The sequence below is a fragment of the Variovorax ureilyticus genome, assembly GCF_037889935.1.
GTDB classification, from domain to species: domain Bacteria; phylum Pseudomonadota; class Gammaproteobacteria; order Burkholderiales; family Burkholderiaceae_C; genus Variovorax; species Variovorax ureilyticus.
The window spans coordinates 1-22,422 of sequence record NZ_JBBKZU010000032.1 but is presented as its reverse complement, the minus strand read 5'-3'; the positions used below and the strand labels follow the sequence as shown (position 1 = coordinate 22,422).

The window sequence follows — 22,422 nt, the reverse complement described above, 5'->3', positions numbered from 1 at the left end:
CTACGAGAAACTCGAGCGCAGCTTCGTTGCGCTCAACCACCTCGCCGCCGCCATCATCGCCTTTCGCAAGGTATCTGCCGACGTCAACATAATTTACGGATAAGTTCTAAGTGTTGGAGCGAATTGCCGACAGGTTTGGTCGTAGAGCCGCCGAACTCGAGAACCGGCTTCGACTGTACGGTCCGATAGAAGCGCATTGCTCGTCGGTCGTCCTGATTCAGATCTCAACGGGGCGGTGGGAGAGGATGCACAGGCTTCAACTATCTTCGTTCGATGTTGCCCACGCGCCACTCGCGCGGTTGGAACGATGAAGATTTGCAACCAAAGGTGCCCAGGGCCAACCGGAGAGGGGCGCACTCGGCTTTCGCAATTGACATGATTTCGCGGACACCTGATCCGATCCATATGGAAGCAGGACTGAATTGAGAACAAAGGTCTCACATCGCTTCCTTGCAACAAAGTCGAGTCCCATTGTCTATACGCCGATTTTTCGGCTTGCCCATTTATCTTTTGGCTTATTGGCTTCGACTGAAGCTCTCACCAACACTGACCTTCCGACTACTCCTTGAGGAGGCTTTGATGCTCGATAGACGCGTCTTCGCGGCTTGCTGTGTGCTCGCGGTCCCGTATGCCGCCTGCTTTGCGCAGTCAACCCTCTCATCGGACCAGTACTTCGATGACCGCTGGTACATCACGCCCTTCGGCACATACATCAATGCGGACAGCAACCGCCACGCCGACAACGGATGGGGCGGAGGCCTCGCCATCGGCAAGCCCATCAGCCCCAGTTGGAACATCGAACTGCGCACCCAGTACGAGCAGTTGGATGGCAAATCCAACGGCCCGTTCAGCGGGGAAAAGCTCAAGATCTGGAGCGGCTCGCTCGACGCGCAGTGGTTCTTCCTGGGCCGCCAGGGATTCCGCCTCTGGCAGTCGAACAGCATTCAGCCCTATCTCGTGGGCGGTATCGGCGCCATCGATGACAAAGTCGACGGGCTCTTCATCAACCAAAGCAAGACGGGTTTCATGGCGAACGCCGGCGCCGGCATCGTCTGGCCGTTTTCCAGTTGGGGCCGCCTGGTGGGCGACATACGCTACCGCTACGACGACAACTCCACTTCCAGTGCGCTGGTCAACCAGGGCCACGCGCACGACTGGCTGTTCACGGTGGGTCTGCAGATCCCATTCGGGCCGCCTCCCGTCGTCGCGCAGGCGCGCCCCTCGGCGCCTCCAGCGGCAATGCCCCCGCCGCCGCCTCCGCCGCCGCAGGCGAAGCGCGACTTTGAACTCAAGGCAGACGGCACTTTCGCGTTCGCCAAGTCGGATTTGACGCCGGCCGGCCGCAGCCGCATCGACAGCACGCTCCAAGAGCTCAAATCCTCGGGCATTCGCCTGCGCGCGATCTCCATCGTTGGGCATACCGATCCCATAGGCAGCCTCGCGTTCAACCAGCGTCTGTCCGTGGCACGAGCGAATTCAGTGCGCGATTACCTCGTGGCCCAAGGCGTGCCGGCCAACATCATCCAGACCGAAGGCCGCGGCCCGAGCGAACTCAAGATCACCGAGGCCGAGTGCAAGGCACAAGGCAAGGCGAAGAACCACACCGCGCTCATTGCCTGCTTCGAGCCGAACCGGCGTGTGGAAATCCACGCCACGGGCGAGCAGCCGAATTAGGCCGCGCCAGCAGCCTGCAAAGGATCACTCGACCAGGAGCGTAATTGCCGGACGAAGCCAGCTCCGCCCCGCATTGCAGCTCACTTTCTTGAGATGTTCTTGCTTCGGGTGGGCACAAGGCGAGTGTCGGCGCGCCGGCCGATTGCGCCGGTCTCGAGAGATCTCAGGGTCCGCTGCGCGTCGGGCGGCGCCGGGCGGGAGATCGATATGGAGGCGCAGCTACGTGTTGCTTTGGTCCGCAGTCGGCCGCGCAGCAGTCAGACGCCCGGGCATTGCTGACAGTCGGCTCCCGCTGCCAGGCTGCACAGGCGCTCGCTCCCGGGATCTACGATTGAAGTGATTGAAGGCTCCAGAGTGCAGCCGTGGGTGGCCGCGGCCATGACGGAGGGACGGCCAATGCCGTCCTTCAAGGAAGGAGCGCATCATGGAAGCGCATGTCACTTCAAACCATTGCCCGTGGAACAAGGGAAAGCTGGTTGGGCAGAAGGCCCCATTGAAAGCCAAGGAGATCTGGGCCATTCGAACTCACCTGCAAATGAGCAAGCGTGTGCGCGACCTAGCCCTCTTCAACTTGGGCTTCGACAGCAAGCTGCGTGGATGCGACCTTGTCGGGCTGCGAGTCAGAGACGTCTGCCACGGTGACCGGGTTTCAAGTCGTGCCATGGTCACGCAGAGCAAGACGCAGCGTCCCGTGCAGTTCGAGATCACGCAGACGACTCGTGAGAGCGTCGAGGCCTGGATTCAGCGTAGGCACCTTCGCTCCGAGGACTTCCTCTTCCCAAGTCGGGTCACGGGGGCGGCCCATCTCGGCACACGTCAGTACGCCAGAATCCTCCATGGGTGGGTGGAGGACATCGGATTGGATACCGTGGAGTACGGGACGCACTCTATGCGGCGCTCCAAGGCGTCGCTGATCTACAAGAAGACGAAGAACCTGCGGGCGGTCCAGATTCTGCTGGGCCATGGCAAGTTGGAAAGCACCGTCAGGTACCTCGGAATTGAGGTGGACGACGCGCTGGAAATTGCAGAGCAGATCGACGTCTGAGGCCTGATGGCAGCAGGCGGCGCTGCACAGCGCCGCTTGCGGGCGCTGACCGGCCGCTCGGTCCTGACTGGCAGGAACTCGGCTTTAGCTGCGAGTGGGGCACGGCGCGCGCTGGCTGCTCCGTCCCGTTGCAGACATCTCCGTGAGCTGTTTGAACTGGAGCGACCGGCCAAAAGCGGCCGGTCAGTTGCGCCGCAGACCGCCTGATAGCCGGCATTCGCGGCGCGCGCCGTCTTGGATGAGACCGCAGGCAGAATGCGACGTAAGTCGTTTCACCATGAAGTAAGCCGGTCATGCGTCTGAGGAAGTTGGAGCCGCACGAATCGAGTCTCCTGCGTGAACTCCGCCTGAGGGCGCTTCAGGACGCGCCTGGTTCGTTTCGCGACACGTACTCCGACATGGCGGCGCGACCATCTTCGTACTGGGACGAATTGACTCGCTCCGTCACGGAGGCCAACCAGAACGTCATGTTTCTTGCATACGAGGGAGACCATCCCGTCGGGTCTGCATTCGCGCTTGTCGACCGTGTGCGAAGCCGAACCGGCCGCGCCGGCGGGATGTGGGTAGAACCTCAATGGCGGAGGCGGGGCATCGGCGAAGCCTTGCTTCAAGAGGTTATCAACTGGGCTCGCGAGCGAGACTTCGAACGTCTGCAGTTGTGGTGCGCGGTGGACGCGGTCGGACCCAGTTCGTTGTACCGCAAGGCGGGCTTCAAAGAGACCGGAAACCAGCAGCCGCTGTCCGAAGAATCGGCGTTCCGGGTTGCAGAAATGGAACTGCCGCTGTGATTGGCACCTCGGCGGTCACAACCGGCATGGCCAGCGCGACCAGCGACGTCAGATGATTGGCGCGTAGATCGGCATCCAGGGCTTCAAAGGCGCGTCAGCTGCGGGCGGGGCAAACGCGTCGAGGTTGAACAGCCCGACCATTGGCACGGCCAGCAGTGCAAGCCAGGCAAGGACGAGTCCGATCGCCCACGCGCCCGGTTTCCAGCCCTTTCGCACCGAGGCCTTGCGGCGGCCGAACACGGCGGTTGCATTTATGTTCATGATCACGACTCCTTGAGGATTCGGGAGGAATACGATAGAAATGACCGCCGCGTTTGCTCCGAAAGAACTCGCAATGAACGCCGAAATCTTGCCGAAAGCCGCCGTGTCGGCGGCCCCGGGCGGATCCGACCCGGTCAAGGAGGGCATTTGGTGTTTCGACCGTTTCGAACTCGACCTCGACCGGGGAGAATTTCGTTCAGCCGGCAACACGATTTCGCTGCGTCCAAAGACCTTTGCATTGCTGCGTCATCTGGTAGCCCATCCGGCTCGACTTGTTTCGAGGGATGAACTTCTCGGTGCGGTTTGGCCGGATGTGGTGGTCACTGAAGATTCGGTGACGCAGTGCGTTGGGGACCTTCGTTCGGCAATGGGCGACCGGGCACAGGCTCTCCTCAAGACCGTCCCGAAGCGCGGCTACATCCTGGATGCGCCGGTTAGTCGGCGCGCGCAGATAACGCAGCCGGTCGAGCCCGAGCCACGGGCAGGTGCAAGAAGCGCCCCTGGGCAACCTGCCCGCTCCGGGCGCTCCTGGTTCGTCGCCGTGGCGTTGGTGATCGCGGCACTGTCCGTAGGCCTTGCGGCGTCGTGGTGGCCGGCGCAGCCGGTACACGTCGACAGCGGGGTCGCGGCCCGGCGTACCGTTGCGATCCTGCCTTTCACTGACCTGAGCGAGCCGCCTTCACCCGCCTTCTCCGAGGCCGTGGCCGAAGACCTGATTGCCTCTGTCTCAAAGCTATCGAACACCCTCGTACTTGCGCTCGACTCCACCGGGGGATTCACTGGAAAAAATGCTAATGTGCGCGCCGCCGGCCGCGAACTCGGTGCTACACACGTGCTGACGGGAAGCGTGCAAAGACGTGGCGAAATCACACTGATTCGCGCTCAACTGCAACGTTCCGATAGCGGCGCAGTGCTTTGGAGCGAGCGCTTCGAATACGTCGGAGCGGCGCAATGGAACTGGCAACAGGACATCACGCAACGCATCGCCAATGCACTCGATGATCGGCTCTACGGTGAGTTCCAAGCGCGAAAGAGCTACGCCACGCTTAAGCCGGGTGCGATCGACGCGACCCTGCAAGGTGTGTACCTTCTCCGTCGCGCTCGCTCCCACGAGGACGTGTTGCGCGTACGCGCGTTGTTTGAGAGCGCGCTCGCCGCCGATCCGAATTCGTCCACGGCACTTGCGGGACTGGGATTCACACACCTTGCCGACATCAATATGCGATGGAGTACCGAGCGCGAACGCCAGACCGAGCTCGCTTCACAAGCCATGGAGCGTGCCATTGCCTTACGTCCGGACTTCGCAGCCGCGTACTACGGACGTAGCCAGATCTCGTACATCCGGGGTCGGATTGACGACGCTGCGCTGGCCTGCGAGCAGGCACTCAAGCTGTGGCCAAACCAGCCCATGTGCCTGCGCAGATTGGGTTTCCTGCGCTTGGAACAAGGTCGCCCGGACGAAGTGGAACCCCTGATCAACCTGGCGATGCGACTCGATCCGCTGAACGCCCTTCAGATCTCCTACGGTCATTTGTATATCGGCATGGCGAGATTCCACCGGCATGAGGACGACCGGGCCTACGAGGAAATGCAAAAGGCGGTTGCGGCCATACCCCAGAATGGCTTCGGTTGGCATTGGATGGCTGCGATCGATGCGCTGCACGGGCGCGATGAGCAAGCCAAGGCCAATCTGGCGCGCTACGAGCAGATCATTCCTGGCCACACTATTGGCAGCCTCCGTGCGACAGAAGTATCGACGAACCCGCAGTTCTGGGTTGAACGCAACCGGTTTTATGCCGGGCTTCGCAAGGCAGGGATGCACGAATAGCAAGCACCATGCGTTGCAACGCGCGCCTCACGGACAGGAAACTCGAGCATCTCGTACGCCGTGGCAATCTGTCAAGCGACCGCTCTTCCGAGGCGGCGAAGCAGCGGTCAGGAATTTTCGGGATGAAATTGAGCCGGGTCCGAGGGGCGCAAAGGCCGCTGTGTGCCTCGCAGGACGCCCGGGAATGCCTCGGGTGCCACACGCTCTCTGCGGGCATCTCAGGCCGTTTGCGCGGTCCCTGCGCCTCCCAGGTGGCAGCGCCGATGATCCAGGCCATCCCCATTCAGGAATCGCACGTCGGGGCCAGCGAGGAGCCGGGCCAGCATGAGGCACCTTGGCGGCCTGTATTCGCGCAGGACCACCCGAGGGCCGCTTGCGGTCTGAAGGGACTGGAGGCGTGCTCCAGATGCCAGGAGAGGCCTCAGGCGCTCCCAGTCGTCCAGGTCCAGCAGGACGAGTCGGCCACTGGCCAACACCTCGACCCACTCAGACCCGCTTGAGCTTCGACAGTCGGACATCGAAGGGGTCCGAAGGCAAAGAGCCGCGGTAGGGAGCGGTCACAGTGCGCCACTCACTCGTGCGAATAAGAGCGGCAACATTGGAAAAAAGCCTCAAGCTCAGTCGACTTGTCGAACACAGCGTCGGCGCCGAGTTCTAGACACCGGCGGCGCATGTCGGCCGTGGGATAGTTTGTGAGCACCACAACGTGCTGATGATCCGAGCGCTTCCAAGCACGAAGAACGGTCAACCCGGAGCCCTCTCTCAAGAATAGGTCCACCACAGCCAGTTCCCAATCGTTGCCGTGTTCCTCGAAGGCAGCAAGGGCCTCAACGGGGGTTTCGGCGACGGCGACCACGTTTATGTCCGCAAGCTCAGCCATCGCCGGGATGAGGTTCTCACGGATGGTCTTACTATCCTCGACAAGAATTGTGTTGAGCGACATGGCGGCTGCACCCACTCCGGAGTCTGGAAGCCACCTTTGGCCCCAGGCATGCACGCTCAGTCTTTATACAAGCCGGCCCCTCGCCGACCCGTAGTCCGGCACCCCATCAGGGACGCTTGCAAGCACGTACGTTCGCGTTCATAGTGGTACTTTGGCTCTACAAGGACCCCGAACATGCCCAAGTCCCAGTCGAGGCGGAAAGGGGCAGCTGTGAAAGGCCCACCGGTGAAGAAGGCCCTAGAGAAAAACAAGCAAGTCGCCGAAGAGGTGAAGGAGGCGGCCGACGAACTTGGCGTCGTGCACGCGGTCCTGGATACAAAGGTGCCAGAGGACGCTCGCCATGAAGACGTGGGCGAAGCTATCGCACGCACAAAAGAGGTAGCTAAGCGGCTGGACAAGTCGGCGGAAGTCTTGGACGAGGTGAACGAGGCCCTAGAGCGAGAAGCGGAGACGCGCGAAGCGCTCCAAGGTGGCGCAAAACCGTCGCAGTAGCCTTCCTGACTTCAGTGAATTAACTCCGCCGCGGGGGAGTTCGGCCCGACGATCGGAGCACATCAAGTTCCGGCCCGGGGAACGATCAGCCGGTCCCGCACGCGACGAAATCTTTTAGATGACCCCTGCGCCTCATTTGTAAGCCGTAAACGACTGCTTCTATCAGGTGAACGTGTTGGCGTACAGCACGAAGCGAGTCATCAGCTTGCTGGGAAATGGATCTTGATTTCTCTCTGCCTTCAGGCCCCTGCCAGGCCGAAGCCTTCTCCCACTTGAGTTCCCTCTAGTTGGCTCGAAACGTCGTGTCCCCATAGGTTGCTGCACCTTCGCGGGCAATTGCAAGTGCGCCAGCACGCACCTGTGCTCTATCAGCCATACCCCTTGGCGCAGCGACACCCGTGCCCCCGTTGTCAATCTGCATGGGCCGGGACGATTGTGCCCTGACATCTGCACGCTTGAGCATGGGTTGGAAAGGCGGCGGAGGCAAGGGATTCTGTTCTCCTTGGAATGCCTGCGAGCCGAGAGCGGTCGACAGGCACAGGCCCGCGAGGGTAAACCGTCCAATGTTCATCGCTATCTCCTTCGGAATGAATCTCTCATACGTGAACCTGGACGGATCAGATCATTCGTAGCCGCGTTTCGGACCTCTTGAATCTGCGCGAGCCGCTCCCAAATCCTCGCCGGAAGCGCTTCGCAAGTCTGCAGCACTTCCGTCTGTTCAACCCTATGGAGGTTTCGCCATGTATCGATCCTTGTTTCCGCGCGATTTGTTCGCCGAGGTGGATCGCCTGCAACGCGAAATGCAGCAGGCCTTCGATCTGTCCCCAAGCATCCGAGGGCTCGGCCGGGGCGGCTTTCCGGCCCTGAACGTCGGCGGCACACCGCAATCGGTCGAGATCTACGCCTTCGCGCCGGGCCTGGATCCGGCCACGCTGGATGTCCAGCTCGACCGCGGCCTGCTGACCATTTCCGGCGAGCGGCCTTCGGCGTTGCCCGAGGAGGACGGGTCTTCGACGGTCCACATCAACGAGCGCTTCGTCGGCAGTTTCCGCCGCATGCTGACATTGCCCGAAGACGCCGATCCGGATGCCATCAAGGCCGACTACCGGGACGGCGTCGTCCACATCACCGTCCGGCGGCGCGCCTCGGCGCAGCCGCGCCGCATCACCATCGAATGAGGAACGGAGAGCGAAATGAACGAGGTCGACACCACCCGCGCGCGTACGCCGTCCGAGAGCGTTGGCAAGAGCCCTGCGAGCTATGTCGAAGCCGCGCTGACCCCTCCGGTCGATGTCGTCGAGGACGGCACCGGCATCACGCTGTACGCCGACTTGCCCGGCGTGTCCAAGGACAACCTGCATCTGCACGTGGAGTCCGACACGCTGACCATCGAGGCCGAGTCCAGCCTGAGCGTGCCTGAAGGGCTGCAGTCCAGCCATACGGAGGTCGCCCTGGCGCGCTTCCGCCGAGTCTTCACGTTGAGCAAGGAACTGGACACCGAAAAGGTGTCGGCCGAACTCCAGCACGGCGTGCTCAAGCTGCGTATCCCGAAGATGGAGCAGGCCAAGCCGCGACGCATTGAGGTCAAGGCCGGATAGCCCACGCTCCCTTCCCTGGTCCGACTGGGTCGGTGAAGGGGACAGGCAGTGAGGGCCATTCACCGAGGGCGAACACAAGATGAAAGAACCTGGAGAGATCAAGTGCCTCGATTACAGTGGCTGGGAGATCCGCATCAGCCTTGATGGACTCACGAGTGAGGGCCACAGGACTGGCCACGCGGACCTCTGGCGTGACGGCGAGCACAGATGCCGCATCGCCCTGAGCGGCCATGCAGTCGATCCCAGCGACAAACTCGAGCAGAAGGCCAAACTCTGGATCGATGACTGGAAGGCGGTCGATCACGCCGGCGACACAGGTTTTGTGGGCATTGACGACTAGCGGCTAGCCGCGAACTGGTTGTCAGGAACCGAACGGGCCTTTCTGTACAAGCAGCGTTCGCTTCGCTGAGCGGGGAGGGAGGCGAATTGGCGATGCGGGTGCGAGCGGCGTGATCAGCCGCTCGCACTGGCCCGAACGCGCCTGCAGTGGGGTGCGCTGCCGTAGCGCCTTCAGTGAACCGAGGCCGACTGAGCTATCGCCCAGACATCTACTTTGGCCTTGGCCAAAATGCGTAACCGATCGCGCGCCTCCTTGGAGCCGCCTCGGGCGCGCCCGAGAGAGATCCGTCCCTTGAATTCGTCCTTCGCAAAGAGATCAGCGTGACCGAAGACGCGGCGCCCGGCCCTCTGTACTTGGATTGCGATAGACACATCGCGGTAGACGATCGGATCTGAAGAGGCTCTTCGCATGGTTCACCTCCATCCTCGTGCGCGATGCGTGCTGATGGAGGCATGCAGCTTGGCCATCCACCAGGGCGCACGTGCGGATTGGTCGGGAGACGGGTTCTCGGGCAAGGAAAACTTGCCCAGTTCTTCTCGCCCCTTCTGCGTAATGGCCAGCACCTGCGCCGTATCGGGTATGCCGGATGGCGACGACGCATTTGGCGGTGAAGTGAGCGCAATCACCAGACCGGCCGCGCGCAGAAGCTTGATCTTGTCAATCTCCTCTGCCGTACGGAACGTGGCTGGTAGCGAAGAGCTGGCAAGCTGTTTGAGCAAGTCGATGGCCATTTTGGGTCCTCCTTTCACGATGACCAAAGAGAGCGATAGCGATATAGACGCTACCCCCCCGAACATCAAGAGCCGGGAACCGAGCGATAGAAATTTAGCGCTTTGTTACCGATCCTCTTGGTCGGGGAGTGGGAGGGCCCGCGCGGCCGCGGACGAGCGCTCGACAGAGAAGGCGCAAGTAGCTGCGAGCACCTCCGCGCTTTGCGGGGCATCGTTTGACGCGTGCGCTAACGGAAGAAGAGCGCGATCAGGATGATGGCATGGGCACGCCGAGTAAGCAGTAGTGAGCGCATGTTGATCTCCTGTTTGGCTGAAGCTTCAAAGGTCGCGGCGGCGTCCGCCGAAGGTCGCCGCTGGAACGCATGTAGCGGGGGATGGAGAGGCGCCGGATTCGCTGAAGCGGTCACCATCCCCAATCGTGCTTACCCGCTATCAAGGCTGCCTTGAACTGCGTTGTCGAGCGAGCATTCAATATCACGGCAAGCGATTTCAGCAAGCAGGTGGAGTTGAAGTGCGACTTGGATCGGGCGTGCTCAGGCGCTGAGTCCCACTGGGAACTGCTGTTGTGCAGCGCGAACCGTCCTCGGGAGGGCAGGGCGGAACTGCGGGCTCGTGCCCGTTGCCGACATCTGCGTGAGCTCGTCGACCGGGAGCAATCGGCCATAACCGTCTGTTGGGCACAAAGCAGAATCCGCTCATTGAACGCATTACCGAGAGAACTTCCGATCCGTTTCTCGACAGGAGAGAAGCGGGGGGCCGAGCCACGCCCGGCCAGGAGCCGGGCAAGAAGATGGCCTCAGGCCGGCCCTTGCTTGTATTCGCCACGATGGCGCATGAACCGGTGATACGACATGCGCAGATGAAGTTGCATCACCTGTCGCGCAAGCTCTCCATCAGCCGCTTCGACAGCCAGGGTCAGATCGCGATGGTGATGAAGGCTCTGCTCCAACTCCTGCGGCGTGTAGATGTAGAACGAGCGCTTGATGATCGGCATGTCGATCATCGTTTCCAGGATCGCGCGCAGTCTGGGTGATCCCGAGGCTTCGAGCAGCGCGTGATGAAAGTCGCGATTGGCTGCCTGCACCTGGGCAATGCCCTCGCGGCCTTGGGAAATGCCCTTTGCCATTGCCTCGTTGCTTTCGCGGAGCGCACGAGCCAACTCTTCTCCTCCGCGCGTTGCAGCGAGGAAGGACGCGTACGGCTCCAGGAGCATCCGCAACTGGAACGTCTCTTCGACGTCCCACTCACTCCACTCGGCGACCCGGATGCCCTGACCTGCGGCGTCGGTGGCCAGGCCATCTTCGACGAGACGCTTCAGCGCTGTGCGCACCGGCGTGCGGCTCAGGCCCAGTTCGCGCGCAACGTGCTCTTCCTTGAGTTGGTAGCCGGGCGCGTATTGCCCTCCCACCAGGCGCTGCCTTAGGACCTCGTAGGCCTTGTCTCTGCCGTGTTGTGTTGGAAGCGAAGTCATAGGGATGCGGGGATTCTAGGTCGCTCCGAAGCCGTGGAAGCCTGTTTCATCGATCGGCCTTCAAGCTTGGAAATGTTCTGCCTTTGTATCCAACGCGGGGCGCTTATTATGGATGAAGTAGGTGAAAACCCTTGACGCCATTGACCGTGTTTGTATTTTATTTGTATTCTCCGCTCATTCCAGCAAGAGGCGATTCCATGAACATTGCAATCATCGGTTTGGGCGAGGTCGGCCGCTGCTACGCGGCCCCGCTGATCCAGGCTGGCCACGAGGTCAGCCTCTGCGAGGCCCATGTTTCCCCGGCTGCAGCCACGCTGGCATCGAAGGCGGGCCTGGAGATCCACGACCGTCCGGGGGCCTGGCTCGCCGAGATCGACTTCGTCCTTTCATGCGTGACTGGCACGACCTCCTTGCCTGTCCTGCGGGATGTGCTCCCTCATGTTCGCCCGGGCACTACCATTGCGGACTTCACGACCGCCAGCCCCTCGGTGAAGCGCGAAGGTGCAGCGCTCGCGTTCACTGCCGGTGTGGCGTATGTGGATACGGCGATCATGGGGGCCATTTCCCTGAACCTGGTGCGCACGCCGCTGCTGGCCAGCGGCGCTGGCGCGAAACAACTCAAGGCGATGCTGGAGAACGCCGGCGGTCGGGTCCAGGTCATTGCCGAGGGCAAGGCGGGTGACGCCATATCCCTGAAGATCCTTCGCAGCGTGTTCACCAAGGGTATGGAAGCGCTTTGCGTCGAACTGCTCATGAGCGCCGAGAAGCAGGGTGTGCGCGCCGAGCTCTACGAGCAACTCTCGGACATCGATCAGACCCCATTGCGTTCCTTCATGGACATGCTGGTGCGAACGCACGTCCTCCACGCAAAGCGGCGCGCACACGAAGTGCACGATGCCCAGAACGAGCTGATCTCGCAGGGCCTTGAATCCGTGGTGCTGCCGGGCGTGGAAAGGCGCTTTGCAGACACCGCCCAAGCACTCGACCGCAAGGCTCTTCCTTCGCCGGATCCGACCGTCGACCAGGCCGTCGAATGGCTTCTGGCATCGCGCTGCTGATGCCGAACCACGACTGATTTCTTCCTGCGAGCTGCTGCATCTGTGGCTCAGGCAACCCCTTCGACTTTTCTACTTCTTGGAGACCCAATGGCTAACGAAACGCAACTTCAGCAACTGCGCGATCTGGGCGCAGCAACCGTGTACGAAGCGCAAGGCGCCAAGGGGGCGCTCGACTCCGGCATGAAGCCGATCGATCCGACGGTTCGCCTGGCGGGCCCGGCCCTCACGGTCGATGCAAGGCCTTCGGACAACCTCATCCTTCACTATGCTGCGCAGAAAGCCAGGCCGGGCGATGTCCTCGTCGTCGACGCCAAAGGCTTCATGGAAGCGGGGCCGTGGGGTGATGTGCTCACCATCCAGGCCATGAAGCGCGGCATCGCGGGACTCGTGATCAACGGCTGCGTTCGCGATGCCAACCTGATCATCGATCTGGGGTTTCCGGTGTTCTGCCGCGGCCTGTCCATCAAGGGCACCGGAAAGAACCAGCCGGGCAAGGTCAACGTACCCATCGTCATGGGCGACGTCCTGATCAACCCGGGCGACATCATCGTGGGCGATCGGGATGGGCTGGTCGTCGTTGCACAAGGTGAAGTGGAATCCGCCATCGCGAGCAGCCTCGCACGAGAGGAAAAGGAGGCCAAGCAACGCAAGGCCATCGAGGAAGGCGCCACCACTGCCGACCTCCTGAATCTCACTGAAACGCTCAAGCGCTTCGGGCTGGTCTGAGATCGGCACATCGCTTCGCTTCATCAACTACCCGGAGAGATTCATGCGCAAACTCGTTCGATTCCTCGCATTCATGGGCGCTTGCGCCGTGGCCGCGAGCGCTGCAATCGCCGCGGACGACTATCCGTCCAAGCCCATCCGCATGATCGTGGCGTTTGCCGCTGGCGGCTCTGCCGACATCAACGCTCGCATCGTCGGACAACAACTCGGCCAGGACCTGGGCGGGACCATCGTCGTGGACAACAAGGGCGGTGCCGGCGGGAACCTCGGGGCCACCGAGGCCAAGCGCGCCGCGCCCGATGGGTACACGTTCTTCTATGCAACATCGGCAGTGGTGCTCGCGCCGGCCCTGTATTCGAAGCCAGGCTTCGATCCATATACCGACTACACGCCGGTTTCCCTGACGGCGACGATTCCGCTGCTGCTGGTGGTCAATTCGAAGGTGCCCGTCAAGAACGTCAACGAGTTTGTCGCGCTCGCGAAGGCAAAACCCAACGAGCTGAACTATGGATCCTCGGGTTCAGGTGCATTGCTGCATCTGGGCGGCGCGCTCTTCGCCAAGGAAATGGGCATTCAGGTCACGCACGTGGCGTACAAGGGAAGCGCGCCGGCCGTTGCGGACCTCTTGGGGGGAACGACGCAGTTCATGTTCCTGCCGATCAATGAGGCCATGCCGCACGTCAAGGGCGGCGCGCTTCGCGCGCTTGCCATCACCAGCGAGAAGCGCTCTGCGCTTCTACCCGACGTGCCGACGATCCGCGAAGCCACGGGGAAGACCACCATGGACATGGGCGCATGGCAGGGCCTCATGCTGCCTAAGGGCACGCCAGACGCGATCGTGGCGAAGGTCTCCGCAGCGTTGAAGAAGGCTCTCGCCAACAAGGCACTTCAGGACAAGCTCGCGGCGCAGGGCTCGGTGGTGCTGGGTGGAACGGCCAAGGAATACGCCGACTACATGAAGCTCGAAGGCGAGCGCTGGACGAAAGTGATCAAGGAAACCGGGGCCAAGGTCGAATAAGGCGATGCACGAGGAATACTCACGATGAAGCAGCTCAAAAGTTTCGCCGCGGCGGCTCTCCTTTCCGTTGTCTCCGTCGTTGCGGCGGCGCAGGATTTCAAGAGTCCGATCCGCATCGTCGTTCCCTTCGCGGCAGGCGGCGCCACGGACGCGTTGGCGAGGGTCCTTGGACCCAAGCTCAGCAAAGAGCTTTCCCAGACCGTCATCATCGACAACAAGCCCGGAGCGAGTGGCCAGATCGGAACTGCGGCCGTCAAGGGGGCACCACCGGACGGCTCCACCGTGCTGCTAGCGCTCGACCATTCGGTGGTCGTCGTGCCACTGATCACGCCCGGGGCTGGCTATGACGCGATGAAGGACTTCGTTCCTCTCGGGCAGGTGGCGCGTTTTCAATGGACCTTTGCTGTTCCGGTGAGCAGCCCTGCCCAGACCCTGCCACAGTTCGTCGACTTGATCCACAAGGATCCCCAGCAGGCCAACTACGGTGTACCCCTGTTCGGCGGAGTACCCGACATCATCGGCGCCTCCATCACGCGCAAAGCCGGTGTCAAGATGGTGCCGGTCCCCTTTGGCGGCTCGGCCCAACTCATGCCTCTACTCATCGGCGGTCAGTTGGCTGCGGGCGTGACTGGGGAGCCGGAAGGCTTGACGATGTTCCAAGGTGGCAAGGTGCGCATCCTGGCCATTTCGGGCGGCACACGCTCCAAACTCCTTCCGGAGGTGCCCACTTTCGAGGAACTTGGATTCACGGGGGTGAACGTCAACAGCTTCAACGCGTTTTTCGCGCCCAAGGGCCTGCCTCGCCCTCTCGCCGAGAAGTTCAATGCGGCACTGCGCAAAGTGCTGACTGACCCGGAAGTTCAGGCGAAGATCAAGGAGATGTCCTTGGAACTCGCGCCGACCGACCTGGACCAATCGACCGCAGAGCTGTCGAAGTCATACGCATTCTGGAACGCAAGCAAGCAAGCCAAGTAAGCCCATGACGCCGGATGATCGACTCGCCAAGAATGGGGCTGCGCGGCACACGACGGGTGTGAACGGACCTGCCTTCGAAGTCCCCGCGCAGGCGTGTGACTGTCACATGCACCTGTTCGACCCCGCGTTGCCATTCGCGTCCAGTTCGGTGCTGAAGCACGGTCGGGCGAGCGTTGACGATTACCGGGGCCTTCAGTGCAGGTTGCGCCTGGAGCGCTGCGTCCTTGTTCAGCCATCCAGCTATGGCCTCGATCATCGCGTCTTGCTTGCAGGTTTGAAAGCCATGGGGGATTCGGCCCGCGGCGTCGCTGTCGTCGACCCCAGCTTTACCCGGGCGGACCTGGGGGCCTTGAATGCACAAGGGGTGGTGGGCGCGCGGTTCAACCTGGTTCAGGCCGGTGCGACGCACGTTGACATGCTGGAGCCGGTTGCCAACGCCGTCGCCGAGTTTGGTTGGCATCTTCAACTACACGCACATCCTGAACGTCTCATCGAGCTTGCACCCCGTTTGCAGGCCTTGCCGTTGCCTGTGGTCATCGACCATCTCGCGCGGCTCAATGTGACTCCGGCGCTCAGACGTGATGTAGTGGCTGTCGTTCGGTCCTTGGTCGCTAACGGGAAGACGTGGCTGAAGCTCTCCGCACCCTACATCGCGTCTCCGGGCTCTCACGACTACGCTGATCTGGACGAGCTGGTTCAATGCTTGGCGAACGGGCATATCGATCGGCTGGTGTGGGGATCGGATTGGCCACACGTCACGGAAGCACTCAAACCTGATGACGCCGCCTTGATGAACTTGCTTGCCCGCTGGTTCGGTGCGGAACAACGCGAGCAGATCCTCGTACATAACGCGACATCGCTCTATTCCTTCGATCGCTGAACGCCTCGGGATCCGTTAGGCTCCCGTCGTACGCTCCTATCGCTGCCTAGCTCGACCTCCGCGCAAAGGGCTGCTTTCAGGCGGAGCCAATGACTGCTTGAAGAAGATTTGAGTGTCTCTTCAGGGCCCCGGAATTGCTATCGAAAGGCCGAGCGGGAAATTCCGTTGTGCAGCAGCGGGAACCGTCCTTAGGAAGAGCAGGGCGGATCTGCGGTTTCGTGCCCTTTACAGACCTTCCTGACCTAAGCCGGATGCACTCGGTCAGAAAGTCGCCTTGCAGCTCTAAATGGCGCGGTAGCCGGAATGGGCTTGCCGAGCAGCGAGTGAAAAGCTAACACCGCGTGCTGGGCGGCCTCATGTCGACCTTCAACGTTTAGCCTCTTCAGGAGTGCGACCGGCAGCGCGACTGCAATTCCGCGAGGATCTCTGCCGTGTGCTCGCCGATGGCAGGCAAGCGGCTGCTGCGCCTCGCGCTTCCGTCGATGGTGAGCGGCAGTCCCGGGATCCGCACGGCTTCTCGGCCCGGCGCGGAGATGTCGACGAACAGATCGCCCGACACTCCCGCGTGACCGGCCTGCACCTCGGCCATGGTCCGCACTGCGCCCACGACAACGCCCGCACGCGTGAGCAAATCGCAGACTGCGTCGGAGCTCATGTTCTGGAGCGCCGCGGAAAGCTCCGCCCGCAAGTCGGCGCGGTTCTTCACTCTACCCACGTTCTCACGAAAGCGCGGATCGGTGGCCATGTCGTCGCGACCGATCGCCGCGCACAGGCGCGGGAAATGGTCCTGCGTGTACGCGGAGATGACTACCATGCCGTCCGCAGTCGCGATCACGTCGGCGGCCGGTGCGGTGTGCGGCTGTCCGTTGCCACAGCGCAGCGGCAGCTCGCCCGTGAGGCCGTACTCGGCCCATGCATTGCCGAGCGCCTCGATCGCCACATCGATCAGCGACACGTCGACCAGCCCACCACGGCCCGTGACGCCTCGCCGCACCAGCGCGGCGAGCACGCCCGTGGTCAGCGCGTGCGCGGCCATCGAATCGACGGCCGTGAATCCGACGCGCGTTGGATCGCCGTCGCGAGGACCATTGAGGCTCATCATGCCGCTCTCGGCCTGTGCAGCGATGTCGAACCCCGGTCGCACGCTTGCCGGGCCGCGCTGGCCAAAGCCGCTCACCTGCCCGTACACCAGACGGGGGAACTCGGCGAGCAACTGTTCACCGCCGAGGCCGAGCTTCTCCATGCTGCCGGGCCGCATGTTCTGCAGCAACACATCCGCACCGGCAATGAGCGCCCGCGCTTGCGCGCGCCCCGCCTCGGACCGCAGGTCCAGCACCACGGAGCGCTTGCCCCGGTTATAGGCGGTGAACATCGGGCCATAGGCATCGCGATTCCATCCCACGACCCGTGCCGCATCACCAGAGGGCGGCTCGATCTTGATCACGTCGGCGCCCATGTCCGCCAGCGTCTGCGCAGCCGCCGGCGCGGCGATGAACTGGCCGAACTCCAACACCCGCAGCCCCGCGAGAGGTGCCGTGGAGCTCGGGTCGGCAGATGATTGCTCGTCGTGCATTCGGCACTTTCAACGCCCGCGGAAGACGGGCTTGCGTTTTTCGAAAAAGGCGGAAGCGCCTTCGCGGAAGTCCTCGCTCGCGAACAGACCGGGCGCGTTGTCGATCTGGAAGGCGAGCGCCTGTTCGATGGACATCGGTGCCTGACGCAGCCCGGACTTGATGCGTGTGTAGGCGCGCCCGGGACCGGCGGCGAGGCGACGCGCCATGGCGTGCGCTGCGGGCAGCGCTGAGCCTTGCGCCGCATGTTCATCGGCAAGGCCCATCTCGAGTGCCTGCGCGCCGGAGAACTCGTCGGCGAAGATCATCATGCGCCGGGCCCGAGCGACGCCGACGCGTGCGGGCAACGACCAGAAGAGGCCCGCATCCGGCATCGCACCGACCCGCACGAAGGCGCAGCAGAATCGCGCGGTCTCGCCAGCGACGAGAAGATCGCAGCAGCTCGCCAGGCCCAGGCCGGCGCCGAACGCAGGCCCGTCCACCGCGGCGATGATGAGCTTGTCGCACATCGCGATTCGGCGATACAACCAGGCATTGGCACTCATGCGCCGCCGCGTTTCCGATTCAGGATCGCTGGCGAGTTGTCGCAGGTCACCGCCAGAGCAGAACGCGCCGCCCGCACCTGTCAATACCGCGCAGCGCAGCGTGTCGTCCGATTCAAGTCTGTCCAGCCCCGCGAGAAGGCCTTCGAGAACACCCGGCGTCGAGAGCGAATTGCGGTTTTCGGGTGCGTTGATGCAAAGCTGGAGCACGTCGTCGATACGCTCGACCTGAACGACATTGCGGGTTGCTTCCGTGCTGTTCATGCGAAAGCCTCTTCCTGATCGAGCGACAGTGCCGCGAGCCGTTCCAGACTCTGCGATTCGCCACCGCAGAGGGTCGCCGCCGCTGCAAGCCGGCGCACGAAATGGCCCAGCTCGTATTCCTGCGTCATGCCGATGGCGCCGTGCAGTTGCACGCATTGCTTCCAGTTCTGCCGGGCTGCCCTGGCGACGTAAGCGGTTGCGGCCGCGGTCATGCGAGCTCGCGCCGTACCCGCGGATGCGGGATCGTCGAACATGCGCGCTGCCGCGTGAGTGAGGGCGCGAGCTTCCTCGATCTCGACGAGCAGATCCACCAGGCGGTGCTGCACGACCTGGTTCGACGCGACGGCGCGACCGAACTGGCGGCGCGTCTTCAGGTACTCCAGCGTGACATCGAGCGCCCGCTGCATGCCGCCTACCGTTTCCGCGCAGTGCGCGAGCATCGCGCGATCGCTGGCTCTCGCGACGAGTGCCGCGATGTCGGAGCTGTCGCCTTCGACGATGACCGTCGTCTGGGTATCGGCGAAGCGAAGCCGTGCCGCGCCACGTCCGTCGTAGAGCGTGCAACTGCATGACTCGACGCCTGTCGCGTTCGCCTCGACCCATACCAGCGCTTCGCGGCGTTCGCCGACGCCCGCCTGCACCAGCCAGCCGGCCACTCCCGACCCCCCGACGACGAGCCCACTCGATCCGTTCAGCAGGCCTTCGTCGCGAAGGACGAGCCCCGACTGCGCTGGCACGAACGCGATGCGGCGGCTGCCGTCCATGACGCCGCCCAGCCAAGCGTCTGCGAAGGCGGGCGGTGCCGCCTCGGGGAGCAGAGAGGCAGCGAGCACGCCCGAGGACGTCCAGGGTTCGTTGACCGCGCCGCGGCCCAGCTCTTCAGCGAGCAAACACAGGTCCAGGGTTTGCGCCCCGAGGCCGCCGACGGCTTCGGGCACCGCCATCGCGAGCCAGCCCATGTCGGCGAACGTGCGCCAGACGTCCGGCAGGCAGCCCGATTCATGCGCGATGGAGCGCTCGCGCAGTCGCGCGTCATAGGCGCGCTCCACGTAGCGGCGGGCGCTGTCGACCAACATCCGTTGGTCCTGGTCGAGGGTGATGTCCGTCATAGCCCGAGCACCTGCTTGGCAAGGATGTTGTGCTGGATCTCGCTGGAGCCGCCGGCGATGGTGTAGCCCCGCGAGAGGAAGCGGCGTGATGAAGCGGTGCCTGCAATGACTTCCAGACCCCGTGCCGCGCCGCCGCCTTCGAGCACGGCCGTATTGAGCGGCAGCGCATCTTCTCCGAGCGCATCGACGATGAGTTCTTCCCAGAGCTGGATCAACTGGCTTCCCCTCAGCTTGAGCATGGAGACTTCGGCGCCGATGGTCTCTCCCGCCTGTGCGCGTGCGATGAAACGGCCCGCATTGGCTTCGAGTGCGGCGAGGCGCATGTCGAGTTCCGCAAAGCGCGCGCGAAACCACGGTTCGTCTGCAACGCGGCCGCCGGCGGCCACGCGCTGCAGCGCGACCGAGCGTGCTCGTGCGCGACGGCGCTTGTTCTCGCCCACGCGCGCCAGCTTGAGGCGCTCGAATTCGAGCAGCGACTTGGCAATGCTCCAGCCGCGGTTCTCTTCGCCGATCAGGTTGCTGGCCGGCACTTCCACCGAATCGAGGAAGACCTCGTTGAAGACCACCCACCCGTGGATGCCGACGATAGGCCTGACTGTGATGCCGGGGCTCGCCATGTCGATGAGAAGAAAGGAAATGCCTTCCTGTGGCTTCGCCTGCGCATCGGTGCGCACGAGGCAGAACATCCAGTCGGCGTACTGCGCGTAGGACGTCCAGATCTTCGAGCCGCTCACCACGTAGTGATCGCCGCGCCGCTCTGCCCGTGTCGCGAGCGATGCGAGATCGGAACCGGCATTGGGTTCGGAATAGCCCTGGCACCACCATTGGCAACCCGACGCGATGGAAGGCAGGAAGCGCTGCCGCTGGGCATCGGAGCCGTATCGCACGAGCACCGGTCCGATCATGTCGAAGGTGACCGAGTTGAGTTCCGGTGCGTCGTGCACGCACATCTCTTCGTCAAAAGCGAGCTGCTGGCTCACCTCCCAGCCCTGTCCGCCCCATTCGGGAGGCCAGTGCGGCACGAGATAGCCGTGCGCCGCGAGAATCTCGTTCCACGCGATGGTGCGTTCGCGAGAGAGTTGCTGGCCGCGGCGCACGCTGTCGCGAATGTCGTCGGGAAGGTGCGTACGCACGAAGTCGCGCACGCGTTGCCTGAAATCGGTGAGGTCTGAAGTCGCTGGCATGGGTTCGCAGGAAGGAGGGGAAGTGTTCATGCTCAGGCGCGCAGTCGCTGGCGGAAGGCGCGCTTCGCGATGGCGGCGCGGTGCACTTCGGAGGCGCCGTCGTAGATGCGGAAGGGTCGCAACATGCGCAGGATCATCGACAGCGGTGCATCTTCCGAGATGCCGAGCGCGCCAGTGATCTGCACGGCCGAATCGGCGACGCGGTTGACGGCCTCCGACACGAAGACCTTGGCCATCGAAGATTCGTGGCGGATGGATTCGCCGCGATCGAGGCGGCGCGCGACGTCCAGCGTCATGAGCCGTGCCGCATAGAGCTCGATATGCGCATCCGCCACCATGGCCTGCACCATCTGGTGTTCGGCCAGCCGCGCACCGTGGGATTCGCGGCTTGATGCGTAGTCCTGCGCCATCGACATCGCGCGAGAGGCAAGACCGATGTAGCGCATGCAGTGGAAGAGCCGGGCGCCTTCGAGCCGGAGCTGGGCGTAATCCAGCCCGCGGCCTTCCTCGCCCACCAATGCTTCCGGGCCTACTCTGCAGCCCTCGAAACGCAGTTCGCCATGGCCGCCGAGATCGAAAGGCTCTATGTTCGGAATGTCGCGGACCACCTCGAAGCCCGGCATGGCCTTGTCCACCAGGAACCATGACGGGCCGGCTTCGGTGCGTGCGACGACGATGGCGAAATCCGCGCGCATCGCGCCGGTGATGAACCACTTGTGGCCCTCGATCACCCAGCCATCGCCGTCGCGGCGGGCGGTGGTACTCAGCATCCGCGGATCGGAGCCGACGCCGGGTGCGGGTTCGGTCATTGCGAAGCAGGAGTGGCGTTCGCCGCGCATCAGCGGTTCGAGATAGCGCGTCCGCTGAGCGGGACTCGCGAGCTGATCCAGAGCGGCGATGTCCGGCTGCCCTGGCGGAGCGCACTGCAGAGCAGCGGGGCCGAGAAAGCTGCGGCCTGCCTCCTCGAGGAAGCTGCAGCATTCCTCCCACGACAGCGCGAGACCTCCTTGCTCGACGGGCGCGCGAGGAGCGCCCAGGCCACGCTCGCTTGCTATGGCGCGAAGTTGCAGTGCGATCCGGCGCATCGCATCGCCGTCGCCCGCTTGGCGCAAGTCCTCGCGCGGAATCGCTTCTTCAGCGATGAAGTCGCGCAGGTTCTGGATCAGCGCGGTGAACGCCGCTGGATCTCGGGTCAGGCTCACGATCGGTCCCCGTGTCCTACTTGCGGATGGCCTTGGCCACCCTCTCCCAGCGCACTGCGTCGGCCTTGATAAACGCGGCGAAGTCGGCGGTGTTCATGTAGGCCCCCTCGCCGCCCGCATTGACGAGGCGTTCCTTGGTCTCGGGCGCGGCGGTTGCCTTCTGCAACGCCGTGTCGAGCTTCCGGATCACCTCGGGCGACGTGCCCGCCGGTACATGGAATCCGTACCAGGAAAGGGCAGTGACCTCCGGGAAGCCCGCCTCGGCGATGGTCGGAACATCGGGCAACTGTGCGGAGCGGGTGCTGTTGATGTTCGCCAGCGCACGGATCGCGCCCGACTTGATATGCGGATAGGCGACGCTCGACGGCAGGATCGCCATCGAGAACGCGCCGTTGATGAGGTCGGGCACCATCGGCGGCGCGCCCTTGTAGGTCACCGCTTCGAGCGGGATGTCCGCGACGATCTTGAACATCTCGTTGGCCATATTCTGCGTGCTGCCCGAGCCGCCGTCGCCGAACTGGAGCGGCTTGGGCGCCTTCTTCGCCATCGCGACGAAATCCTTGACCGACTTCGCGGGCGAGTTCGCCGGCACCACGAAGTAGCTCGGCGACAGCCCCGAACGACACCCAAACTCCCCCAGCTATCGACACGTAAATTCCCCCGCCGCGGCCATCGGGCCGTGACGGCGTAGGCGGCGCCAGCGCCCGCTGGCAGTCCCCTTC

At 63.2% G+C, this 22,422-nt stretch carries 23 protein-coding genes and 1 pseudogene; 14 read left to right on the top strand and 10 right to left on the bottom strand.

Annotation, left to right across the window (positions count from 1 at the left end; genetic code table 11):
* The 4 genes and pseudogenes from WKW77_RS34260 to WKW77_RS34245 all read left to right on the top strand — a co-directional run.
* Positions 1-103 (top strand): annotated as a pseudogene (locus tag WKW77_RS34260) (IS5/IS1182 family transposase); the annotation flags it as partial.
* A 347-nt stretch (positions 104-450) separates the two neighbouring features.
* Positions 451-1,674 carry an OmpA family protein gene (locus WKW77_RS34255; RefSeq protein ID WP_340361349.1) on the top strand — a complete coding sequence of 408 codons (1,224 nt, stop codon included), beginning with the start codon at positions 451-453 and terminating at the stop codon, positions 1,672-1,674.
* 424 nt (positions 1,675-2,098) lie between these two features.
* The gene (locus WKW77_RS34250) at positions 2,099-2,719 is read left to right on the top strand and encodes a tyrosine-type recombinase/integrase (RefSeq protein WP_340361348.1); all 621 of its coding nucleotides are present in this window, start codon (positions 2,099-2,101) and stop codon (positions 2,717-2,719) included.
* A gap of 293 nt (positions 2,720-3,012) precedes the next feature.
* A complete protein-coding gene (locus WKW77_RS34245) occupies positions 3,013-3,507 on the top strand; it encodes a GNAT family N-acetyltransferase (RefSeq protein WP_340361347.1) in 495 nt (164 codons plus the stop codon).
* Positions 3,508-3,555: 48 nt separating this feature from the next.
* On the opposite strand, the gene WKW77_RS34240 is transcribed toward WKW77_RS34245, so the two are convergent.
* The gene (locus tag WKW77_RS34240; RefSeq protein WP_340361346.1) at positions 3,556-3,768 is read right to left on the bottom strand and encodes a hypothetical protein; all 213 of its coding nucleotides are present in this window, start codon (positions 3,766-3,768) and stop codon (positions 3,556-3,558) included.
* A gap of 40 nt (positions 3,769-3,808) precedes the next feature.
* Between WKW77_RS34240 and WKW77_RS34235 the strand changes: the two genes are divergently transcribed.
* Positions 3,809-5,596, top strand: coding sequence for a winged helix-turn-helix domain-containing tetratricopeptide repeat protein (locus tag WKW77_RS34235; protein WP_340361345.1), 1,788 nt, complete (start codon positions 3,809-3,811; stop codon positions 5,594-5,596).
* A 571-nt stretch (positions 5,597-6,167) separates the two neighbouring features.
* Here WKW77_RS34235 and WKW77_RS34230 read toward each other — a convergent pair.
* On the bottom strand, positions 6,168-6,539 hold the full coding sequence (locus WKW77_RS34230; RefSeq protein ID WP_340361344.1) for a response regulator: 372 nt from the start codon (positions 6,537-6,539) through the stop codon (positions 6,168-6,170).
* Between the two features lie 174 nt (positions 6,540-6,713).
* Here WKW77_RS34230 and WKW77_RS34225 point away from each other — a divergent pair, with 174 nt between their 5' ends.
* From WKW77_RS34225 to WKW77_RS34210, 4 genes are all read left to right on the top strand, one after another.
* Entirely contained in the window at positions 6,714-7,031 is a 318-nt protein-coding gene (locus WKW77_RS34225) for a hypothetical protein (protein ID WP_340361343.1), read from the top strand.
* Positions 7,032-7,771: 740 nt separating this feature from the next.
* Positions 7,772-8,209, top strand: a complete 438-nt coding sequence (locus WKW77_RS34220; RefSeq protein WP_340361342.1) for an Hsp20/alpha crystallin family protein — start codon at positions 7,772-7,774, stop codon at positions 8,207-8,209.
* A gap of 15 nt (positions 8,210-8,224) precedes the next feature.
* Complete coding sequence (locus WKW77_RS34215) at positions 8,225-8,629, top strand: Hsp20/alpha crystallin family protein (RefSeq protein ID WP_340361341.1); 405 nt, start codon at positions 8,225-8,227, stop codon at positions 8,627-8,629.
* Positions 8,630-8,708: 79 nt separating this feature from the next.
* A complete protein-coding gene (locus tag WKW77_RS34210) occupies positions 8,709-8,969 on the top strand; it encodes a hypothetical protein (protein ID WP_340361340.1) in 261 nt (86 codons plus the stop codon).
* 413 nt (positions 8,970-9,382) lie between these two features.
* On the opposite strand, the gene WKW77_RS34205 is transcribed toward WKW77_RS34210, so the two are convergent.
* Positions 9,383-9,700 (bottom strand): hypothetical protein, encoded by a 318-nt coding sequence (locus WKW77_RS34205; RefSeq protein WP_340361339.1) that lies wholly within the window; start codon positions 9,698-9,700, stop codon positions 9,383-9,385.
* A gap of 796 nt (positions 9,701-10,496) precedes the next feature.
* The gene (locus WKW77_RS34200; protein ID WP_340361338.1) at positions 10,497-11,171 is read right to left on the bottom strand and encodes a GntR family transcriptional regulator; all 675 of its coding nucleotides are present in this window, start codon (positions 11,169-11,171) and stop codon (positions 10,497-10,499) included.
* 131 nt (positions 11,172-11,302) lie between these two features.
* Between WKW77_RS34200 and WKW77_RS34195 the strand changes: the two genes are divergently transcribed.
* The 5 genes from WKW77_RS34195 (at position 11,303) to WKW77_RS34175 (ending at position 15,828) form a co-directional block, all read left to right on the top strand.
* On the top strand, positions 11,303-12,229 hold the full coding sequence (locus WKW77_RS34195; RefSeq protein ID WP_340361337.1) for an NAD(P)-dependent oxidoreductase: 927 nt from the start codon (positions 11,303-11,305) through the stop codon (positions 12,227-12,229).
* 87 nt (positions 12,230-12,316) lie between these two features.
* Positions 12,317-12,955 (top strand): 4-carboxy-4-hydroxy-2-oxoadipate aldolase/oxaloacetate decarboxylase, encoded by a 639-nt coding sequence (locus WKW77_RS34190; protein WP_340361336.1) that lies wholly within the window; start codon positions 12,317-12,319, stop codon positions 12,953-12,955.
* A 43-nt stretch (positions 12,956-12,998) separates the two neighbouring features.
* Positions 12,999-13,973: a Bug family tripartite tricarboxylate transporter substrate binding protein gene (locus WKW77_RS34185; protein ID WP_340361335.1), complete on the top strand. Its 975-nt coding sequence runs from the start codon at positions 12,999-13,001 to the stop codon at positions 13,971-13,973.
* A gap of 24 nt (positions 13,974-13,997) precedes the next feature.
* Positions 13,998-14,948, top strand: coding sequence for a Bug family tripartite tricarboxylate transporter substrate binding protein (locus WKW77_RS34180; protein WP_340361334.1), 951 nt, complete (start codon positions 13,998-14,000; stop codon positions 14,946-14,948).
* Positions 14,949-15,054: 106 nt separating this feature from the next.
* On the top strand, positions 15,055-15,828 hold the full coding sequence (locus WKW77_RS34175) for an amidohydrolase family protein (protein WP_340361333.1): 774 nt from the start codon (positions 15,055-15,057) through the stop codon (positions 15,826-15,828).
* A 382-nt stretch (positions 15,829-16,210) separates the two neighbouring features.
* Here the strand turns inward: WKW77_RS34175 and WKW77_RS34170 are convergent, their stop codons facing one another.
* From WKW77_RS34170 to WKW77_RS34145, 6 genes are read right to left on the bottom strand one after another with little or no spacing between them, the layout of a single operon-like run.
* Positions 16,211-17,401 (bottom strand): CaiB/BaiF CoA transferase family protein, encoded by a 1,191-nt coding sequence (locus tag WKW77_RS34170; RefSeq protein WP_340361332.1) that lies wholly within the window; start codon positions 17,399-17,401, stop codon positions 16,211-16,213.
* Between the two features lie 9 nt (positions 17,402-17,410).
* Positions 17,411-18,205: an enoyl-CoA hydratase/isomerase family protein gene (locus WKW77_RS34165; protein WP_340361331.1), complete on the bottom strand. Its 795-nt coding sequence runs from the start codon at positions 18,203-18,205 to the stop codon at positions 17,411-17,413.
* A complete protein-coding gene (locus WKW77_RS34160) occupies positions 18,202-19,314 on the bottom strand; it encodes an acyl-CoA dehydrogenase family protein (protein WP_340361330.1) in 1,113 nt (370 codons plus the stop codon). The genes WKW77_RS34165 and WKW77_RS34160 overlap by 4 nt, the downstream gene beginning before the upstream one ends.
* Positions 19,311-20,498, bottom strand: a complete 1,188-nt coding sequence (locus WKW77_RS34155; protein WP_340361329.1) for an acyl-CoA dehydrogenase family protein — start codon at positions 20,496-20,498, stop codon at positions 19,311-19,313. The genes WKW77_RS34160 and WKW77_RS34155 overlap by 4 nt, the downstream gene beginning before the upstream one ends.
* 32 nt (positions 20,499-20,530) lie before the next feature.
* Positions 20,531-21,694 (bottom strand): acyl-CoA dehydrogenase family protein, encoded by a 1,164-nt coding sequence (locus tag WKW77_RS34150; protein WP_422823323.1) that lies wholly within the window; start codon positions 21,692-21,694, stop codon positions 20,531-20,533.
* Positions 21,695-21,716: 22 nt separating this feature from the next.
* The gene (locus tag WKW77_RS34145; protein WP_422823322.1) at positions 21,717-22,295 is read right to left on the bottom strand and encodes a tripartite tricarboxylate transporter substrate binding protein; all 579 of its coding nucleotides are present in this window, start codon (positions 22,293-22,295) and stop codon (positions 21,717-21,719) included.
* Positions 22,296-22,422 lie beyond the last annotated feature (127 nt).

Coding starts and splice junctions, on each gene's coding strand:
- WKW77_RS34250 (WP_340361348.1), top strand. CDS start 2,099: ATGGAAGCGCATGTCACTTCAAACCATTGCCCGTGGAACAAGGGAAAG.
- WKW77_RS34245 (WP_340361347.1), top strand. CDS start 3,013: ATGCGTCTGAGGAAGTTGGAGCCGCACGAATCGAGTCTCCTGCGTGAA.
- WKW77_RS34240 (WP_340361346.1), bottom strand. CDS start 3,768: ATGAACATAAATGCAACCGCCGTGTTCGGCCGCCGCAAGGCCTCGGTG.
- WKW77_RS34235 (WP_340361345.1), top strand. CDS start 3,809: ATGACCGCCGCGTTTGCTCCGAAAGAACTCGCAATGAACGCCGAAATC.
- WKW77_RS34230 (WP_340361344.1), bottom strand. CDS start 6,539: ATGTCGCTCAACACAATTCTTGTCGAGGATAGTAAGACCATCCGTGAG.
- WKW77_RS34225 (WP_340361343.1), top strand. CDS start 6,714: ATGCCCAAGTCCCAGTCGAGGCGGAAAGGGGCAGCTGTGAAAGGCCCA.
- WKW77_RS34220 (WP_340361342.1), top strand. CDS start 7,772: ATGTATCGATCCTTGTTTCCGCGCGATTTGTTCGCCGAGGTGGATCGC.
- WKW77_RS34215 (WP_340361341.1), top strand. CDS start 8,225: ATGAACGAGGTCGACACCACCCGCGCGCGTACGCCGTCCGAGAGCGTT.
- WKW77_RS34210 (WP_340361340.1), top strand. CDS start 8,709: ATGAAAGAACCTGGAGAGATCAAGTGCCTCGATTACAGTGGCTGGGAG.
- WKW77_RS34205 (WP_340361339.1), bottom strand. CDS start 9,700: ATGGCCATCGACTTGCTCAAACAGCTTGCCAGCTCTTCGCTACCAGCC.
- WKW77_RS34200 (WP_340361338.1), bottom strand. CDS start 11,171: ATGACTTCGCTTCCAACACAACACGGCAGAGACAAGGCCTACGAGGTC.
- WKW77_RS34190 (WP_340361336.1), top strand. CDS start 12,317: ATGGCTAACGAAACGCAACTTCAGCAACTGCGCGATCTGGGCGCAGCA.
- WKW77_RS34185 (WP_340361335.1), top strand. CDS start 12,999: ATGCGCAAACTCGTTCGATTCCTCGCATTCATGGGCGCTTGCGCCGTG.
- WKW77_RS34180 (WP_340361334.1), top strand. CDS start 13,998: ATGAAGCAGCTCAAAAGTTTCGCCGCGGCGGCTCTCCTTTCCGTTGTC.
- WKW77_RS34175 (WP_340361333.1), top strand. CDS start 15,055: ATGCACCTGTTCGACCCCGCGTTGCCATTCGCGTCCAGTTCGGTGCTG.
- WKW77_RS34170 (WP_340361332.1), bottom strand. CDS start 17,401: ATGCACGACGAGCAATCATCTGCCGACCCGAGCTCCACGGCACCTCTC.
- WKW77_RS34165 (WP_340361331.1), bottom strand. CDS start 18,205: ATGAACAGCACGGAAGCAACCCGCAATGTCGTTCAGGTCGAGCGTATC.
- WKW77_RS34160 (WP_340361330.1), bottom strand. CDS start 19,314: ATGACGGACATCACCCTCGACCAGGACCAACGGATGTTGGTCGACAGC.
- WKW77_RS34155 (WP_340361329.1), bottom strand. CDS start 20,498: ATGCCAGCGACTTCAGACCTCACCGATTTCAGGCAACGCGTGCGCGAC.